This window comes from Kribbella shirazensis (assembly GCF_011761605.1).
Lineage (GTDB): Bacteria > Actinomycetota > Actinomycetes > Propionibacteriales > Kribbellaceae > Kribbella > Kribbella shirazensis.
Window position 1 is genome coordinate 1,276,064 of sequence record NZ_JAASRO010000001.1, and the last position, 16,179, is coordinate 1,292,242.

Genomic DNA, 16,179 nt, shown 5'->3' on the forward strand with positions numbered 1-16,179 from the left:
GAGCGGACGGTAATGACCGAGAGTCATGCGAAGCACGCCAGGCCGGACGTCGAAGCCGAGGGCGTGCTCGCCCGCCTGGCCCTACGGTTCACCGCGTTCACCGAGAAGTGGCTGCCGGACGCCTTCGGCTTCGTCCTGGTCGGCACGTTCGTCGTGCTGCTGTTCGGGCTCGTCACCGGTGAGCCGTTGCTGAAGCGCCCCGACGACCCCGCCGCGACCAAGGGCTTCGGGCTGGTCGATGCCTGGGGCATCGGGTTCTGGTCGCTGATCACGTTCACCCTGCAGATGGCGATGATCATCATCGGCGGGTACGCCGTGGCGACCAGCGGACCGGTCGCGCGGTTGATCACCCGGCTCGCCCGGATCCCGAAGAGCCCGCGCAGCGCGGTCGCCTTCGTGGCCGCGGTGGCGATGCTGGCGTCGTACCTGAACTGGGCCTTCAGCCTGATCTTCGCCGCCATCCTGGCCCGCGAGGTGGCGCGCAACGTGCCGAAGGCGGACTACCGGGCGCTGGGCGCGATGGCGTTCCTCGGACTCGGAACGGTGTGGGCGCAGGGGCTCTCGGGCTCGGCCGCGTTGCAGGTGGCGAGCGCGAGCAGCAGCCCGGCGCCGGTGCAGGAGGTGATCAGGGCCGGCGGTCACGCCAGCGGTCTGATCCCGCTCAGCGACACGATCTTCACGTGGCAGGCGATCGTGGCGACGTTGATCGTGTACTGCGTCGGCGTGGCGATGGCCTGGTTCATCGCGCCCGGCGAGCACAGTGCGCGCACCGCGGAGCAGATCGGGATCGAACTCAAGCCGCTCATCGGCCGCGGATCGCCCTACAACGGACAGCAGAGCAACGGACAGCAGGGCAACGGTCAGGAGACGCGTCGACCCGGTGACTGGCTCGAGCACTCGCCGCTGTTCACTGTGCTGATCGTGCTGCTCGGTGCGATCTATCTGGTGCGCTACTTCAGCGGGAAGAACTTCTTCAACGCGCTGGATCTCAACACGGTCAATCTGGTGCTGTTCCTGCTCGCGCTGCTCCTGCACTGGCGGCCGTGGCGGATGGCCCGCGCCGTGCGCGACGGCGCCCCGGCGGCGGCTGGCGTACTGCTCCAGTTCCCCTTGTACGGCGGGATCTTCGGGATGATCGCCTACACCGGGATCTCCGCGCGGCTGGCCGGATGGCTGGTGCAGGCGAGCAGCCAGTTCCTGTTCCCGCCGCTGGTCGCGATCTACTCGTGCATCCTCGGCATCTTCGTGCCGAGCGGCGGCAGCAAGTGGGTGATCGAGGCGCCGTACGTGCTGCAGGCGGCGAACGAGCTGAAGGTCGACGCCGGCTGGATGGTCGTCGTGTACGACCTGGGCGAGGCCAACGCGAACCTGCTGCAGCCGTTCTGGATGCTGCCGACGCTGGCCATCCTCGGCCTGAAGGCGCGCGACATCATGGGCTACACGTTCACGATGTTCCTGGCCTGTTTCCCGGCCGCGCTGATCGCCGTGACATTGCTCGCACCGCACGTCACGAGGTAATCGCTTGCACCGACTTTGAGCCCCGCCGGACAGCCTTGCTAGCATCCGGAGCGGATTCGGGCCCGTTACCACACCCACCGTAGTCTGTGGGGCAATGACTTCCGCGAGATCGTCGAGGATTGCACAGTGAGTGAAGCTCGTAGAAAGGCCGCCCCGCCGCCCCGGCGCAAGAAACATTGGGCGCTGCGGATCCTCGGCTGGCTCGCCGCACTCTTCTTCCTCGGCGTCATCGCCGGCGTCGCGGCGTTCTTCATCATCTACCAGAGCACCGAGATCCCGGACCCGAACGCCGAGTTCAAGACGAACACGACCACGGTGACCTGGAACAACGGATCCCGGCAGCTGGGCACCTTCTTCGACCAGAACCGACGCTCGGTGCCGATGAGCCAGATCCCCAAGCATGTCCAGGACGCGGTGATCGCCGCGGAGGACCGGTCGTACTGGACGAACCCAGGCATCTCGCCGTCGGGCATGGTTCGTGCCGCGTGGAACATCGCCCGCGGTGAGCAATTGCAGGGTGGCTCGACGATCACCCAGCAGTACGTCAAGGTCATGTACCTGACGCAGGAGCGGACAGTCTCCCGGAAGTTCAAGGAGCTGTTCATCGCGACCAAGCTCGGTCGGCAGGAAGACAAGACCAAGACCCTCGAGGGGTACCTCAACACCATCTACTTCGGTGAGGGCGCCTACGGCATCTCGGCCGCGGGCGAGGCGTACTTCAACGTGTCGGACCCGCGGAAGCTGTCCGTGCCGCAGGCGGCCCTGCTCGCGACGGTGCTGAACAACCCGACCCTGTTCGACGTCAACGACACGGACCCGCGGACGAAGAAGCGCATCGTCGAGCGGTACAAGTACGTCCTGGACGGGATGCGCCAGAACGGAACGATCACCGAGGCCCAGGAGGCGCGGTACGCCAAGTCGCTGCCCGACCTCAGCAAGCAGAAAAAGAAGAGCGACCGCTTCAAGGGCCCGACGGGATTCCTGCTCGACATGGCCCGCAAGGAGCTGCGCGCGCGAGGTTTCGACGAGGACGAGATCAGCGGCGGTGGCCTGAAGGTCGTCACCACGTTCGACTACAAGCAGCAGGAGAAGATCGTTGAGGCAGCCCAGAACGAGCTGCCCGAGAAGCGCGACAACCTGCACGTCGGAATGGCGTCGGTGAAGCCGGGCACCGGCGAGCTCGTCGCCATGTACGGCGGGCCGGACTACCTGAAGAGTCAGCTGAACTGGGCGACGACGAAGTCCCGCCCGGGGTCGTCGTTCAAGCCGTTCGCGCTGGCCGCGGCACTCGAGGACGGGAAGTCGATCTGGGACAAGTTCCAAGGTGACAGCCCGATCGAGATCCAGGGCCAGAAGCTGAACAACGAGTTCAACCGGGACTACGGCGACGTCACGTTGCTGAAGGCCACCGAGCAGTCGATCAACACCGCGTTCTACGACTTGGTCGACAACCAGATGGAGGACGGGCCGAACAAGCTCGTCAACGTCGCGGAGGCGGCCGGAATCCCGAAGACGAAGGCGCTCGAGGTCGGCCGCAACAACCCGTCGACCGTGCTCGGACCGGACCCGTACGCGTCGGCGGTCGATATGGCCCAGGCCTACGCGACCTTCGCGGCCGAGGGCAAGTACGCGCCGCTGCACACCATCAAGGAGGTCCGCGGCCCGGACGGCAAGGTGCTGTTCTCGGCGGAGCGGGACCTCAAGAAGCAGGTCAAGCAGGCGATCCCGGTCGAGACCGCCCGGATGGTCAACTACGTCCTGCAGGACGTCGTGACCAAGGGCACCGGCACCGGCGCCAAGAAGCTCGACCGTGCGGTGGCCGGCAAGACCGGTACCGCGGGTGGTGTCGCCGTCGAGGACCGCGCGGAGAACAAGGCGTGCGACGGCTGCAAGGAAGGCTCCGCGACCCTGACGTCGTGGTGGACCGGTTACACGCCCGAGCTGTCCACGTCCGTCGTGTACCGGGCCGGCAAGACCGGTGAGAGCGACCTGGACAACTACTCCGACGAAAAGGCGTTCTTCGGTGGCTCGTGGCCGCTGAAGACCTGGCTGGCGTTCATGTCGAAGGCTCTCGAGGGGGTTCCGGAGTCGGAGTTCGTGGAGCCGAACGAGGACGACATCGCCAAGGGCAGCCCGACGCCGAAGTACACCCCGTCGAACACGCCGCCGCCGAACACGCCGACCAACACCCCGCCTCCGAACACTCCGCCGCCCAACACCCCGACCAGTACGCCGCCTTCGACCAAGCCGACCAGCAGCCCCACGAAGACCAAGCCGACGCGTACGACGACGACTCCGGTCATACCGTCGTTGCCGACCGGTCAACCCGAACCCACCGAAACCCCGAGGTCACCCGGGGGCCAGTAGCGCGGGTGCCGCCGCCTGCGGTGGCTGCTCCGGGGATAGGGGACGATAGGGGCGTGACTCGGGCGGACTGGGGTGTGCGGTGGTGGCGTGGTGTTTGAGCGCGCGGCTGCCGACGAGCCACGGCCGGGGCGGGCGCGGCGAGCGCGGGTCGTCGGGGCCTGGTGGCAGCGGTGGACGCCCTCGCCGTCAGCGCGGGAGGTGCTCGGGTGGTGGCTGGTCACCCGAGTGGCACTGTTCGTGTTGTCGGTCTCGGCGCCGCTGCTGTTCAACCGCGGGGCCGACTACCCCAACGTCTGGCGCGCCTGGCTGCAGTGGGACGTCTGGCACCTGAAGGCGGTCGCCGAGTTCGGCTACAACAACGGTGAGCCGTCCGGTGCGCCGCTGGCCGCGTTCTTCCCGGGCTTCCCGTTGCTGGTGCGGATCGTCAGCTACACCGGCATCGGCTACGTCGCCGCGGGCATCGTGGTATCAGCGGTCGCCAGCGCCTTCGCGGGCGTGTACCTCGCGAAACTGGCGCAGTACGAATTCCCGGAGCTCAAGGGCATCGGGCCCAACGCGGCGATGATCTGGTACGGCGCTCCGGTCGGTGTGTTCCTCGCCGCCGGGTACACCGAGGCACTGTTCTGCGCCTTCGCGTTCCCGGCCTGGCTGGCCGCGCGGCAGGGGCGGTGGGCGCGGGCCGCGGTCTTCGTCGCGCTGGCCTGCACGGTGCGGGTGTCCGGGCTCTTCCTGATCTTCGCGCTGCTCGTCGAGTTCGTGACCTCGAAGAAGCGGGACTGGCTCTCGCTGCCCTGGTTGGCGCTGCCCGCCGTACCGGTGCTCGGCTTCATGGCGTACCTCAAGCAGATCCACGGCTCGTGGTTCGCCTGGCAGGAGGCGCAGGAGAAGGGCTGGGCGCGCGAGTTCACCTGGCCGTGGGTCTCGCTCATGCACACGTTCGAGGCCGCGAGCAAGGGGCACTTCCCGGCCGACCGCAGTGACTGGACCTGGATGTTCCGGGCCGAGCTGGTCGCGCTGTTCGTCGCGCTGGTGCTGCTCGCCTGGTTGTTCTGGCGCCGGTCCTGGGGAGAGGCGGCCTGGGTCGCGGCCACGATCGGGGCGTTCTGTACGTCGTTCTGGATCTACTCACTCACCCGGGCCACTCTGCTGATGTGGCCGCTGTGGATCGGCCTCGCGGTGGTGGCCAGGCGGAGACCGTGGCTCGGCCGCCTCTATCTGGCGGTCGCGATACCCCTGGCCGCTGTCTGGGCGGCCGGCTTCTTCACCGGCCGCTGGTCCGGCTGAGTAGTTCTGCTCAGGTGATGCACCCGCCGAGTGCTTACCGTGACGCTATGGAAGCGCGGACGATCGGCAGGGTCAGCCTGCAGACGGTGTTCGTCGGTGTGGTGGCGGGGGTCGCGTACGCCCTGATGCGCCAGTTCGGGGCCCCGCTGTGTCCACCGACGGCGGTGAGTTGCGCCGTGGAGAGCGGCGGTGCGCTGCTCGCCGTACAACTCGGCGGCGTTGCGGCCGCTCTGGCCCTCCCTGTGCTGGCGCTCCGGGCCGGGCTGGGATGGACCTTCGCCGTGGTCGCCACGGTCGGGGTGCTGGCGGTGAACGCCGTCTGGTTCCTGTTGTTGTCCGACATGTGGACAGTTCTGGGATGAGGCAACCCTCGGGCGGGTTCGAACGTCGATAGGGGTGAAGGGGTGGCAGTCCGGGCGGGGACCGCCACCCCTCCTTAATCCCCGGCGGAACCTTTCAGGGGCAGGCTCCGCCGAGTAGTCGAGAACCGAAGGACGACGGCGGCGGCCGTCGTCCTTCGGTTTCGCGGGTCAGATGCCGATCAGCCGGACACGCCCACAGGCGGGTCGTGATCGGTTACTCGGCGCTCGCCGAGCCGCTGGAGATCGCGGACCTTGCCTCAGCCAACTCCTCCTTGGAGAACTCCCCGTGCTGATCCTGGTAGCGCTGCAGGTCCCCGGCGAGCAGTTGATGCCGCAGTTGTCGCGTGACGGCGTCGGCGACGTACCCGGCGACGTTGTCGGTGATCTTGTTCAGCTCGGCCACCTGGTCGCTCGGCAGTGTCACGGTGATGCGCGTCGTGTCGGACATACGCCTAGCATGCCGTGATATGTGCACTGAGGGCGACGGCAGGCTGCCGTCGCCCTCAGTGCTGTGTCAGCCGTAGTTGCGGTCGATCGACTGCGACGGGGTCGGGCTCGGCTTCGTCTGGGCGACCCGCTGGTCGCTCGGGTGCGTGCCGGTCTCGACGCCCTTCAGCGTGCCGAGGAGCTCGATCTCCGACAGCGTGACGCCGGTGGCGCCCGCGGCCGGGGTGAGCACCAGGCGGTACTGCGTGTAGGCCTTCGGCGAGGCGACCGTGAAGGACCTCGTGTACGACGCCCACGTCCAGGCCTGGTCCGTACGCCGGTCCACCGCGGTCCACGTCGTACCGTCGTTCGACCCCTCCAGCGTCCACGCGGACGGCGCCGTACCGGTGGCACCGCTCGTCAGCGTGTACATCCCGACCGGACGGCCCTGCGGCAGGGCGACCGTGACGGTCGGCTGAGCGCCCGTCAGCGTGACCTGCGTCTTCGAGTCGTTGTCGATCAGCGCGGAGACGTCGGCACCACCCGCGCCGATCACCGCACCGGTGTCGGAGGTGGAGTCGCGCCACGTCATCGGGTCCTCGCCGGGCGTGGTGAGCGACGGCGGGGCGTCGTTCCGGCCGGAGCCCCAGGTGGTGGGCTGGTCGGTCATCTCGAACTCGATCTTGCCGCCGCTCGCGATCAGGTCGTGTGGCAGCGCGGTCGACGTCCACTTCTTCCCGTTCACGCGAACGCTCTTCACATAGACGTTGCGGGCGCTGTTGTTCGGCGCGCTGACCACCAGCTTCTTGCCGCCGGCCAGCCGGACCGTCGCCTTGGTGAACAACGGCGAGCCGATCGCGTACGTCGGCGACCCGACCTGCAGCGGGTAGAACCCGAGCATGCTGAACAGGTACCAGGCCGACATCTCGCCGTTGTCCTCGTCGCCCGGGTACCCCTGCCCGATCTCCGAGCCGAGGTACAACCGCGACAACGCCTCGCGCACCAGCGACTGCGTCTTCCACGGCTGACCCGCGAAGTCGTACATGTAGGTGATATGGTGCGACGGCTGGTTGCTGTGCCCGTACTGCCCCATCCGGACGTCACGCGCCTCGAGCATCTCGTGGATCGTGCCGCCGTACCCGCCGGGGTGCAGCGCGTCCTCCGGCGTACTGAAGAACTCGTCGAGCTTCTTCGCCAGACCGTCCCGCCCGCCGTAGATCGCGGCCAGGCCGGCGCCGTCCTGCGGTGTGGAGAACGCCATGTTCCACGCGTTCGTCTCGGTGTAGTCGTGGCCCCAGTCGCGCGGGTCGAACGTGCTCGGGGAGTTACCCCAGACGCCGTCCGGCCCCTTGCCCTGGAAAAACCCGACCGTCGGGTCGTACAGCGTGACGTAGTTGCGGGCCCGGTTCAGGAAGTACTTGTAGTTGTCCAGGTACTCCTGCTTGCGCGGGTCGCTCTTCTTCGCCTTGTCGTACAGCGCCTTCGACATGTTCGCGATGCCGTAGTCGTTGATGTAGCCGTCCATCGACCAACTGAAGCCCTCACCGGTGGTGTTGGCCGTGTAGCCGTTGAACGTGGCCAGGTCCATGCCCTTGCGGCCGACGTTCTGCGACGGCGGTACGACGGACGCGTTCTTCACCGCGGCGTCGTACATCGCCTGCACGTCGATCCCCTTGATGCCCTTGAGGTACGCGTCCGCGAACGCCACGTCGGACGACGTACCGACCATCAAGTTCGCGTAGCCGGGGGAGGACCAGCGGGAGATCCAGCCGCCGTCCTTGTACTGCTGGACGAAGCCGTTGACCAGGTCCGCCGCCGTGTCCTGGGCGAACAGCGAGTACGCCGGCCACACCGTGCGGTACGTGTCCCAGAAGCCGTTGTTCACGTACGTCTGGCCGGCCACGATCTTCGAGCCGGTCGTGGTCGGGGTGTCGGTGCCCACCTTCGGCGAGGTCGGCGACGCGTACTTGATCACCGGGTCCTTCGCGGTCCCGGTGTTCTCGGAGCCGTTGTTCGGGTACAGGAACAGGCGGTAGAGGTTCGAGTACAGCGTGGTCAGCTGGTCGGCCGTCGCGCCCTCGACCTCGATCGTGCGCAGCTTCTTGTCCCATTGCTCCTGCGCCGCGTCCTTGACATTGCCGAACTTCGAGCCCGCGGGCAGTTCCAGCTCCAGGTTCTTGCGCGCCTGCTCGGTGCCGATCAGCGAGGTCGCGAGTCGCAGCTGCACCTGGGTGGTCTTCGCGTCGAACATGAAGTACCCGCCGACGTTCACTCCGCCGCCGTTCGACAGCTTGCCTGAGGCAATCACCTTCTGGTCCACGACGCCGTACACGAACAGCCGGCCGGCGCCGGTGGACAGGCCGCTCTTGACGTCGGAGTACCCCGTGACCACACCGGTCGCCGGGTCGAGCGTCAGCCCGCCGTTGTTGTTCACGTTGTCGAAGACCAGCGACGCCTTGCCCGCCGGGAAGCTGAACCGCAGCATCGCCGCGTGGTCGGTCGGCGCGATCTCGGCCGCGTTGCCGTTGTCGAAGGTGACACCGTAGTAGTAGGGCCGGGCGATCTCGTTGTCGTGACTGAACGACCACGCGCGGGCCTTGCGATCCGCGGTCGGCGTGTCAGCGGTGGACGGCATCACCTGGAACGTCTGCCGGTCACCCATCCACGGGCTCGGCTCGTGGCTGATCGACAGCGCCTGCAGGGTCGGCTTGTTCGCCTCGTTGTTGCCCTTGGCGTAGTCGTACAGCCAGGAGGTGGAGCCGGCGTTCGTCACCGGCGTCCAGAAGTTGAAGCCGTGCGGTACGGCGGTGGCCGGGAAGTTGTTGCCCCGCGAGAAGCCGCCGGTTGCGTTCGTACCGCGGGTGGTCAGCGCCAGGTCCGACGGGTGCTTGGCCGCGGTGTTCTGGGCCGCGGAGTCCGGGTTGATCGCGGCGGCGATCCGGATGTCGTCGAGCCAGCCACGAAACTCGGCCGGGCCGGACGGCTTGTCGTACCCGACCAGGATCCGCTTGATCGTCTTGCCGGCGGCGACCTTGCCGAGATCCGCCTCGATGTTGTTCCACTGGTTCGTGTACAGCGACTTCGAGTCGCCCTGGCCACGCGGGCTGAGCTCGAACCCGTGGTGGTCGCGAGCCTTCAGGTCGCTCAGGTACGTCCCGTCGTCGAACGCGAGGTCGACCGCGGCGAAGGTGCTCGGGTAGCTCAGGTCACCTTCGACGTGCTCGGGGAAGATCCTGTACGACAGGCGGGTGTCCTTGCCCACCTTCAGGTCGACGTCGGAGATCTTGTTCCACGTGTACCCGCGGCCCTCGCTGTGCTGGTGTCCGGCGTACCGGAAGGACTTCACGCCGGTGAACCCGACGCGGGCACGGGCGTTGTAGGCACTGGTCGGGCCGGAGTCCAGCCGCGACTCGGCGACCGGACCGGGAGGAGGCAGCGGGGCGCCGTTCGACAGGTACCAGTCGGCGAGCTGGACGATGTTCTCGCCGTGGTTCAGCGTGATGTCCAGTTTGAAGTACGTGTACGCCGTGTCGTTGGCGAAGCTGTACTCCTTGGTCTGGAACCTGCTCTCGAAGCTCTGACCGGTCTGGGCGTCGAGCGTGGTCCAGGTGGTCCCGTCGTTCGAACCGGACACCGTCCAGTTCTGCGGGTCGCGGCCGTCGGCGTCGTTCGCCGAGGTCAGCGCGTACTTCTTGATCACCACCGGAGCCGAGGTCTGGTAGACCAGCCAGCCGGTGGGCTCGAACACGAGCCACTTGGTGAACTTGTCACCGTCCGCGGCATTCGTGGCGATCTCGCCGCCACCGGTGTTCTCGCCGTTCGCGGTCACCTTGGTGACCTTGTCCATCTCGCTGCCGCCGATCCCGGTCGGCGTCGGGCCGCGCACCCCGTCGGTGCGTGGCTTCCCGTCCGGACCGGTCTCCACGGCATCGGTGTAGCCGGGCTGCGGCTGGCCCGGCTCGAAGGACGTGTAGTACGACGTGCCGCTCACCACTTCCTGCGCGGACGCGGAGGACGGTGCGGCGTGTGCTGACGTCATGGCAGTAGACATTGTCACAACGAGCCCGAGAGACGTGACGAGCCCCAGTGGGCGGCGGAGATTCATCCACGCTCCTTGTGTCCGGCCGGCAGCACGAGGCTCCCCCCGCCCACCGTGTGGGTACGCGGCCCCGATGACAAGGTTGTCAGCCCGCGCCCGGGGTTGATCCTGCCTAGCGATGTCACTGCGAGTCAATAGTTCGTAGCGCATTGTCGATCCATGCTGGCGGATCGACACCCCGGAGGTAGGTTGAAGGGCATGGACGAACGTGTGCTGGTCACTGGGGCCTCGGGGTTCATCGGGCGGGCCGTGGTGGCTGCCCTGCGGGAGCGAGAGATGCCGGTGACGGCGGTGGATCGGGAGCCGCCGGACTCGTCGTGGGACGACGGGGTGCACGTGGTGACGGGGGATCTGGCCGACCAGGAGACCTGTGTCGCGGCCTTCGAGACGCGGCCGACGAGTGTGGTGCATCTGGCGGCGTTGACCTCGGTGCTGCGGTCGGTGGACGCGCCGATGCAGACGTTCGCGCAGAACGTGACGATCACCCAGGTGCTGCTCGAGCTGGCGCGGGGCAGTGGCGTTGACCGGTTCGTGCTCGCGTCGACCAACGCGGTCGTGGGGGATGTGGGTACGTCGACCATCACCGCGGATCTCCCGCTGCGGCCGTTGACGCCGTACGGCGCGACGAAGGCGGCGTGCGAGATGCTGCTCTCGGCGTACTCGGGGAGCTACGGGATGGCGACCGCGGCCCTGCGGTTCACGAACGTGTACGGGCCGGGGATGTCGCACAAGGACAGCTTCGTGCCGCGGATGATGCGGGCCGCGCTCAGCGGCACCGGCGTCCGGGTGTACGGCGACGGGCAGCAGCGGCGGGACCTGGTCTTCATCGACGACGTGGTGAACGGCGTGCTGATCGCGCTGGACAGCAAGTACGACGGACGCGCGATCATCGGCTCCGGCCGATCGGTGTCCGTGCTGGAGATGATCGAGACGGTGCGCGCGGCGACGGGGTGTCCGGTGCCGGCCGAGCACGTCGAGGCGCCGGCGGGTGAGATGCCGGCGGTGGTCGTGGACATCACCAACGATCTCGGCTACCGGCCGACGGTGTCGTTGGAGGATGGCTTGGCACGGACGTGGCAGTACTTCAAACAACAGTGAAGGCAGTATTGCGGCGGCACTGGCTGCTCGTCCTCTTTCTGACCCTGGGACTGGTACTGCGCATCCTGGCAACCGTCGCCTACCGCCCGGCGATCATCTACACCGACTCCGTCCAGTACCTGACGAACATGGGCAAGCTGAGCCCTGACCAGCTCAACCCCATCGGGTACGACTTCGTGCTGGGCCCCCTGGTGTGGATCGGCGGCCTCACCTTCGTCGTCATCGTCCAGCACCTCGCCGGCCTACTCCTCGGCGTCGCGATCTACGCCCTGGCCCGCAGGCTCACCGTCTACCGCTGGCTGTCCGCGTTCGCCGCCGCACCGATCCTGCTCGACGCCTACCAGGTCCAGATCGAGCAGAACATCATGGCGGAGACCACGTTCGACGTGATCCTGGTGGCGATCCTCTGGCTGCTGCTCGCCAAGGGCGTTCCCGGCTGGCGGAAGGCGGCGCTCGTCGGCGTACTGGTCGGCGCCGCGTTCACGGTCCGTGCAATCGGCCTCGTCTTGCTCATCGCGGTCGTGCTCTACCTGATCGTGGTCGGCAACGCCTGGCGCAAACGCCGCATGGACGTCGTACGCCGTACCGCTGCCGCTGTGGCCGGCTTCGCCGTCGTGTTCGCCGCGTACGCCGGGTACTACCGCGCCGACACCGGCCGCTGGGGCTTCACCGGCGCCGAGAACCAGGTCCTGTACGGCCGGACCGCTACGGTCGCCAACTGCGAGACGCTGCCACTCAACGAGGGCACGCGACTGTTCTGCCCCAAGGAACCGCTCGGCCAACGCCTGGGCGTGGACAAGTACGCCCACAACCACTACGGCGACCCGAACTGGCCGGGCCCCCTTCCGCCAGGTACTACGAAGCGTGAGCTGGCGACCGAGTTCGCGCATCTCGTCATCAAGCACCAGCCCGTCGACGTGACCTGGGCAGTGCTGAAGGACTTCGCGAAGGGCTTCGCGCCGACACGCACCAGCTCACCCAACGACGTACCGCTGGACCGCTGGCAGTTCCAGCTCGAGTACCCCGGGCTCAAGGACCCCAATACCGCAAAGGCTGCAGTGAAATGGGGAGGGTCTGAGCCACAGGTCGCCCACGTACCTGCGGTCATCCTGCGTGCGTACCAGCTGCACGGCGGCTACGCATCCGGCACACTGCTTGCCCTTTGCCTACTGCTTGCTCTTGCTGCAGTAGCGCGAGGTAGAGCCCTCCGCTCGGCCGCACTGTTCCCTGCAGCCGCCGGTGTGGTCCTTCTACTCGGCTCAGCCGCCTTCGAGTTCTCCTGGCGCTACCAACTGCCCGGACTGATCTTCTTCCCACTGGCGGGTGCCATCGGCCTCCGCGCGCTGCTCGGCAAGGACCAGGCGCGACCTGCGATGGCGGACTACCCGGACGCCGTGGATGCCGCAGCAGCCAAGGATTTCGGCCGGAAGGAGCTCGCACCGGTCGTCGTGGTCATCGCGGCGTACAACGAGGCCGGTGGCATCGGCCCCGTGCTCACCAACATGCCGCGGACCTGCGCCGGCCTGCCGGTCGACGTCCTGGTCGTGGTGGACGGGTCGACCGACAACACCGCCGAGGTCGCTCGCGAGCACGGGGCGTACGTGTGTGTTGCCCCGAGCAACCGTGGTCAGGGCGCCGCGCTCCGGCTCGGGTATCACCTCGCAGCGCAGGGCGGGGCGCGGTACGTCGTCACGACCGACGCGGACGGCCAGTACGACAACGACGAGCTCGAGACGCTTCTCGAGCCGATCCTGCTCGACCGGGCCGACTTCGTCACCGGATCCCGCCGTCTCGGGGCGGAGGACGCGGACAGCCGGCTGCGGTGGGTCGGCGTTCGCGTGTTCGCAGTACTCGCGTCGATCCTGACCCGGAAGAAGCTGACCGACACGTCGTTCGGGTTCCGCGCGATGCGGGCCGAGCTGGCCACCGCGGTGACGTTGCGCGAACCGCAGTACCAGTCGTCGGAGTTGTTGCTCGGTGCGCTCGCGCTCGGCGCCCGCGTGGTCGAGCTGCCGATGACGATGCGGCGCCGCGGCGACGGCAACAGCAAGAAGGGCCCCGGCGTGGTGTACGGCGCGAACTACGGGCGTGTGATGACGACTACGTGGCTACGGGAGTACGTTCTTCGGCGGGGTCATCGGACGCCGGCGCAGGCTTCTTGGCGAACACGTAGCGATCGAACAGTACGAACTTGAGGATGAACAACACGCCGTACGTGCCCAGGTAGGAGGCGCTGACCACGGCAGTCTGCCAGGCGTGCGAGGCGATCCGGTCCTGGACCAGGTTGTCGGTGACCGTGGTGACGATCGCCGCGAGGACGGCGGACACCACCACGATGATTGCGTACGGCAACAGGTCGCGGCCGCTCGGGCTGCGGTGGCCCCAGGTCCAGTGCCGGTTGATCAGGTAGCTCGGCACCGTGCCGGTCACCCAGGCGACCAGGGTCGCGATCAGCGGCGTCGTGCCGAACCAGTAACAGAGCGCGAACGCCGCTTGGCTGAGTATCGTCGCGACTACGGAGGCGGCCGAGTACTTCGCCCACAGCAACCATGTGCCGCGGCGAGCTCTGATCTCGGTGAGTGCGCGCATCGCCGTCTATTCTGCACCCGGGCACCAGCCGGAGACAGCGCACCGGAAATTCTCAGCCGATTACCAGCCAAATAGGTGGGGCCGATCACGTTACTGGAGTGGGTACTCGGGATAGGAAGGACTGTGTGACGACGATTCCCGACGGAAGGCGGCCGAGCCGTGCGTGTACTCGTCCTTGGCGGTGACGGCTACCTGGGGTGGCCCACCGCGCTGCACCTCTCCGATCGCGGCCATGACACGGCCGTGCTCGACAACCTGGCCCGGCGCGGTTACGACCGCGAGCTGGGCGTCCAGAGCCTGGTCCCGATCGAGGATCTCGAGTCCCGGGTGAAGGCTTGGGAGGAGGTCTCCGGTACGGCGATCCCGTCGTACGTCGGCGACCTGCTCGACGCCGACTTCGTCTACCGGGTACTGCGCGAGTTCCGGCCCGACGCCATCGTGCACTTCGCCGAGCAGCGCGCCGCGCCGTACTCGATGATCGACCGCGAACACGCTGTGTACACGCAGCACAACAACGTGGTCGGCACGCTGAACCTGATGTACGCGATCGCCGAGATCAACCCGGACATCCATCTGGTCAAGCTCGGCACGATGGGTGAGTACGGCACGCCGAACATCGACATCGAGGAAGGCTGGCTGGAGGTCGAGCACAACGGCCGCAAGGACCGGATGCTCTACCCGAAGAAGCCGGGCTCGTTCTACCACCTCAGCAAGGTGCACGACTCGCACAACCTCGAGTTCGGCTGCCGGATCTGGGGGATGCGCGTCACCGACCTCAACCAGGGCGTGGTGTACGGGCAGCAGACCGACCAGACCGTGCGGGACCCGCGGCTGGCGACCCGGTTCGACTACGACGCCGTGTTCGGCACGGTGCTCAACCGGTTCGTCATCCAGGCGGTGCTCGGCGAGCCGTTGACCGTCTACGGCAGTGGCGGGCAGACCCGCGGCTTCCTGGACATCCGCGACACCGTCGAGTGCATCCGGCTCGCGGTGGAGAACCCGGCGGACGCCGGCGAGTTCCGGGTCTTCAACCAGATGACCGAGAGCTACTCGGTGTCCCAGCTCGCCGACCTCGTCGCCGAGAGCTTCCCCGGTCCGGTCCAGGTCGAGCACCTGGAGAACCCGCGCGTCGAGCAGGCCGAGCACTACTACAACGTGAAGCACACCGGGCTGGTCGGCCTTGGCCTGCAGCCGCACCTGCTGTCGGAGACGCTGATCGAGTCGATGTTCGACATCGTGTCCGCCAACAAGGACCGCGTCGACCCGGCCGCCCTGCTACCGACGGTCCGCTGGCAGGGTCACCTCAAGAGGTGAACAAACAGAAGATGTGACCGACGGGGTCGGCGTACACCCGGACGTCGGGCTGCGGCTGGAACTCCATCAGCCGCGCCCCGGCGTCCATCGCTCGTCGGTGCGCCGACTCCAGATCGTCCACCTGGATGTCCAGGTGCAGCTGCATCTGCTGGATGTTCTGCTCGCTCGGCCAGGTCGGCGGCTGGTACTTCGGCTCCAGCTGGATCGACAATCCGGTTGTGCCGTCCGGATCCCGGACGGTGACCCACGTGTCGTCGTGGGCATTCAGGTCCCAGCCGAGCAGCCGGCTGTAGAACTCGCCGAGCTCCCGCGGGTCGGGCGCGTCCAGTACGACGCCTTTCAACGCGTATTTGTGGCTCATCTCCAGCAGGTTAGCGCTGCGCGCCGACAAGAAGCGTCGGGAGTACGGCGAGGAAACGGTCGCGGCGGCCGCGGCGGGACTGCTCGGCGAGCCAGCTGTCGGCGTCGTCCTGTGTGATCAGCGCCTTCTCGACCGCGGCAGCGGCGGCGGCCCGCAACTGCTGGGCGATCAGCTTGTAGTCCGTGACGACCTCGGTGTGGACGTTGACCTCGACGTCGTGGAAGCCAGCGTCGAGCAGCACGTCACGCAGCGTCCGGGCCGCACGCGGGGACACCGTGCGGGACTCGAGGCCGAGCCGGATCACGTCGGTCAGGTCCTGGTCGGAGCTGTCGATCAGCACGAATCCGTAGTCCTGCCCGCCCACGACGATCCGCCCGCCGGGACGCAGTACCCGATGTGCCTCGGCGATCGTCGGGACGGGATCCTCGAGCAGGTGGAACAGCCGCAGCGCGCGGTACCCGTCCATCGACCCGTCCTCGAGCGGCAGCTCGCCGGAATGTGCCACGTGAAACATTGCTCCCGGCGCACGCTCCCGGGCCGCCTCGACCGCCTCGGGATCCGGGTCGATCCCGGTCACCTTCAGGCCCTTCTTCACCAGCTCCGCCACCGCATGCCCCGCCCCGCACCCGACATCGACGCAGGTCGCTCCACGTTTCAGTGCCAACATCCGGTACGACGCCGCGCGCAACTCAGCCGCCCCGGGCCGGCCCTCGATCCGCTCCAGAAAACTCATACGTCCACGCTGCAACTTCAGGTGGACC

General features: G+C 67.5%; 12 protein-coding genes. 7 read left to right on the plus strand and 5 right to left on the minus strand.

The features are described 5' to 3' along the window. Positions 1-12 precede the first annotated feature (12 nt). The 4 genes from BJY22_RS06230 to BJY22_RS06245 all read left to right on the plus strand — a co-directional run bounded on the left by BJY22_RS06230 (position 13) and on the right by BJY22_RS06245 (position 5,531). Positions 13-1,518: a short-chain fatty acid transporter gene (locus BJY22_RS06230; protein ID WP_167204310.1), complete on the plus strand. Its 1,506-nt coding sequence runs from the start codon at positions 13-15 to the stop codon at positions 1,516-1,518. Between the two features lie 126 nt (positions 1,519-1,644). Next, a complete protein-coding gene (locus tag BJY22_RS06235) occupies positions 1,645-3,885 on the plus strand; it encodes a transglycosylase domain-containing protein (RefSeq protein ID WP_167204312.1) in 2,241 nt (746 codons plus the stop codon). A gap of 87 nt (positions 3,886-3,972) precedes the next feature. Beyond that, positions 3,973-5,169: a mannosyltransferase family protein gene (locus BJY22_RS06240; RefSeq protein WP_337758272.1), complete on the plus strand. Its 1,197-nt coding sequence runs from the start codon at positions 3,973-3,975 to the stop codon at positions 5,167-5,169. A gap of 47 nt (positions 5,170-5,216) precedes the next feature. Beyond that, positions 5,217-5,531: a hypothetical protein gene (locus BJY22_RS06245; protein ID WP_167204314.1), complete on the plus strand. Its 315-nt coding sequence runs from the start codon at positions 5,217-5,219 to the stop codon at positions 5,529-5,531. A gap of 214 nt (positions 5,532-5,745) precedes the next feature. On the opposite strand, the gene BJY22_RS06250 is transcribed toward BJY22_RS06245, so the two are convergent. Together BJY22_RS06250 and BJY22_RS06255 are read right to left on the minus strand one after the other, a co-directional pair. Continuing rightward, positions 5,746-5,979 (minus strand): hypothetical protein, encoded by a 234-nt coding sequence (locus BJY22_RS06250; protein WP_167204316.1) that lies wholly within the window; start codon positions 5,977-5,979, stop codon positions 5,746-5,748. Positions 5,980-6,045: 66 nt separating this feature from the next. Further along, positions 6,046-9,996 carry a GH92 family glycosyl hydrolase gene (locus BJY22_RS06255; protein WP_238350298.1) on the minus strand — a complete coding sequence of 1,317 codons (3,951 nt, stop codon included), beginning with the start codon at positions 9,994-9,996 and terminating at the stop codon, positions 6,046-6,048. Between the two features lie 258 nt (positions 9,997-10,254). Here BJY22_RS06255 and BJY22_RS06260 point away from each other — a divergent pair, with 258 nt between their 5' ends. Next, positions 10,255-11,154 (plus strand): NAD-dependent epimerase/dehydratase family protein, encoded by a 900-nt coding sequence (locus BJY22_RS06260; protein ID WP_167204320.1) that lies wholly within the window; start codon positions 10,255-10,257, stop codon positions 11,152-11,154. Then, on the plus strand, positions 11,130-13,349 hold the full coding sequence (locus BJY22_RS06265; protein ID WP_337758274.1) for a glycosyltransferase: 2,220 nt from the start codon (positions 11,130-11,132) through the stop codon (positions 13,347-13,349). The genes BJY22_RS06260 and BJY22_RS06265 overlap by 25 nt, the downstream gene beginning before the upstream one ends. Here BJY22_RS06265 and BJY22_RS06270 read toward each other — a convergent pair. Next, complete coding sequence (locus tag BJY22_RS06270; protein WP_167204322.1) at positions 13,255-13,743, minus strand: GtrA family protein; 489 nt, start codon at positions 13,741-13,743, stop codon at positions 13,255-13,257. The genes BJY22_RS06265 and BJY22_RS06270 overlap by 95 nt on opposite strands. A 159-nt stretch (positions 13,744-13,902) precedes the next feature. On the opposite strand from BJY22_RS06270, the gene BJY22_RS06275 reads away from it, so the two are divergent. Next, entirely contained in the window at positions 13,903-15,057 is a 1,155-nt protein-coding gene (locus BJY22_RS06275) for an NAD-dependent epimerase/dehydratase family protein (RefSeq protein ID WP_167204324.1), read from the plus strand. Here the strand turns inward: BJY22_RS06275 and BJY22_RS06280 are convergent. Both BJY22_RS06280 and BJY22_RS06285 read right to left on the minus strand, forming a co-directional pair. After that, positions 15,047-15,418, minus strand: a complete 372-nt coding sequence (locus BJY22_RS06280; protein WP_167204326.1) for a VOC family protein — start codon at positions 15,416-15,418, stop codon at positions 15,047-15,049. The two genes, BJY22_RS06275 and BJY22_RS06280, sit on opposite strands and share 11 nt — an antisense overlap. 10 nt (positions 15,419-15,428) lie before the next feature. Next, on the minus strand, positions 15,429-16,151 hold the full coding sequence (locus tag BJY22_RS06285) for a methyltransferase domain-containing protein (RefSeq protein WP_167204328.1): 723 nt from the start codon (positions 16,149-16,151) through the stop codon (positions 15,429-15,431). Between the last annotated feature and the right edge of the window lie 28 nt (positions 16,152-16,179).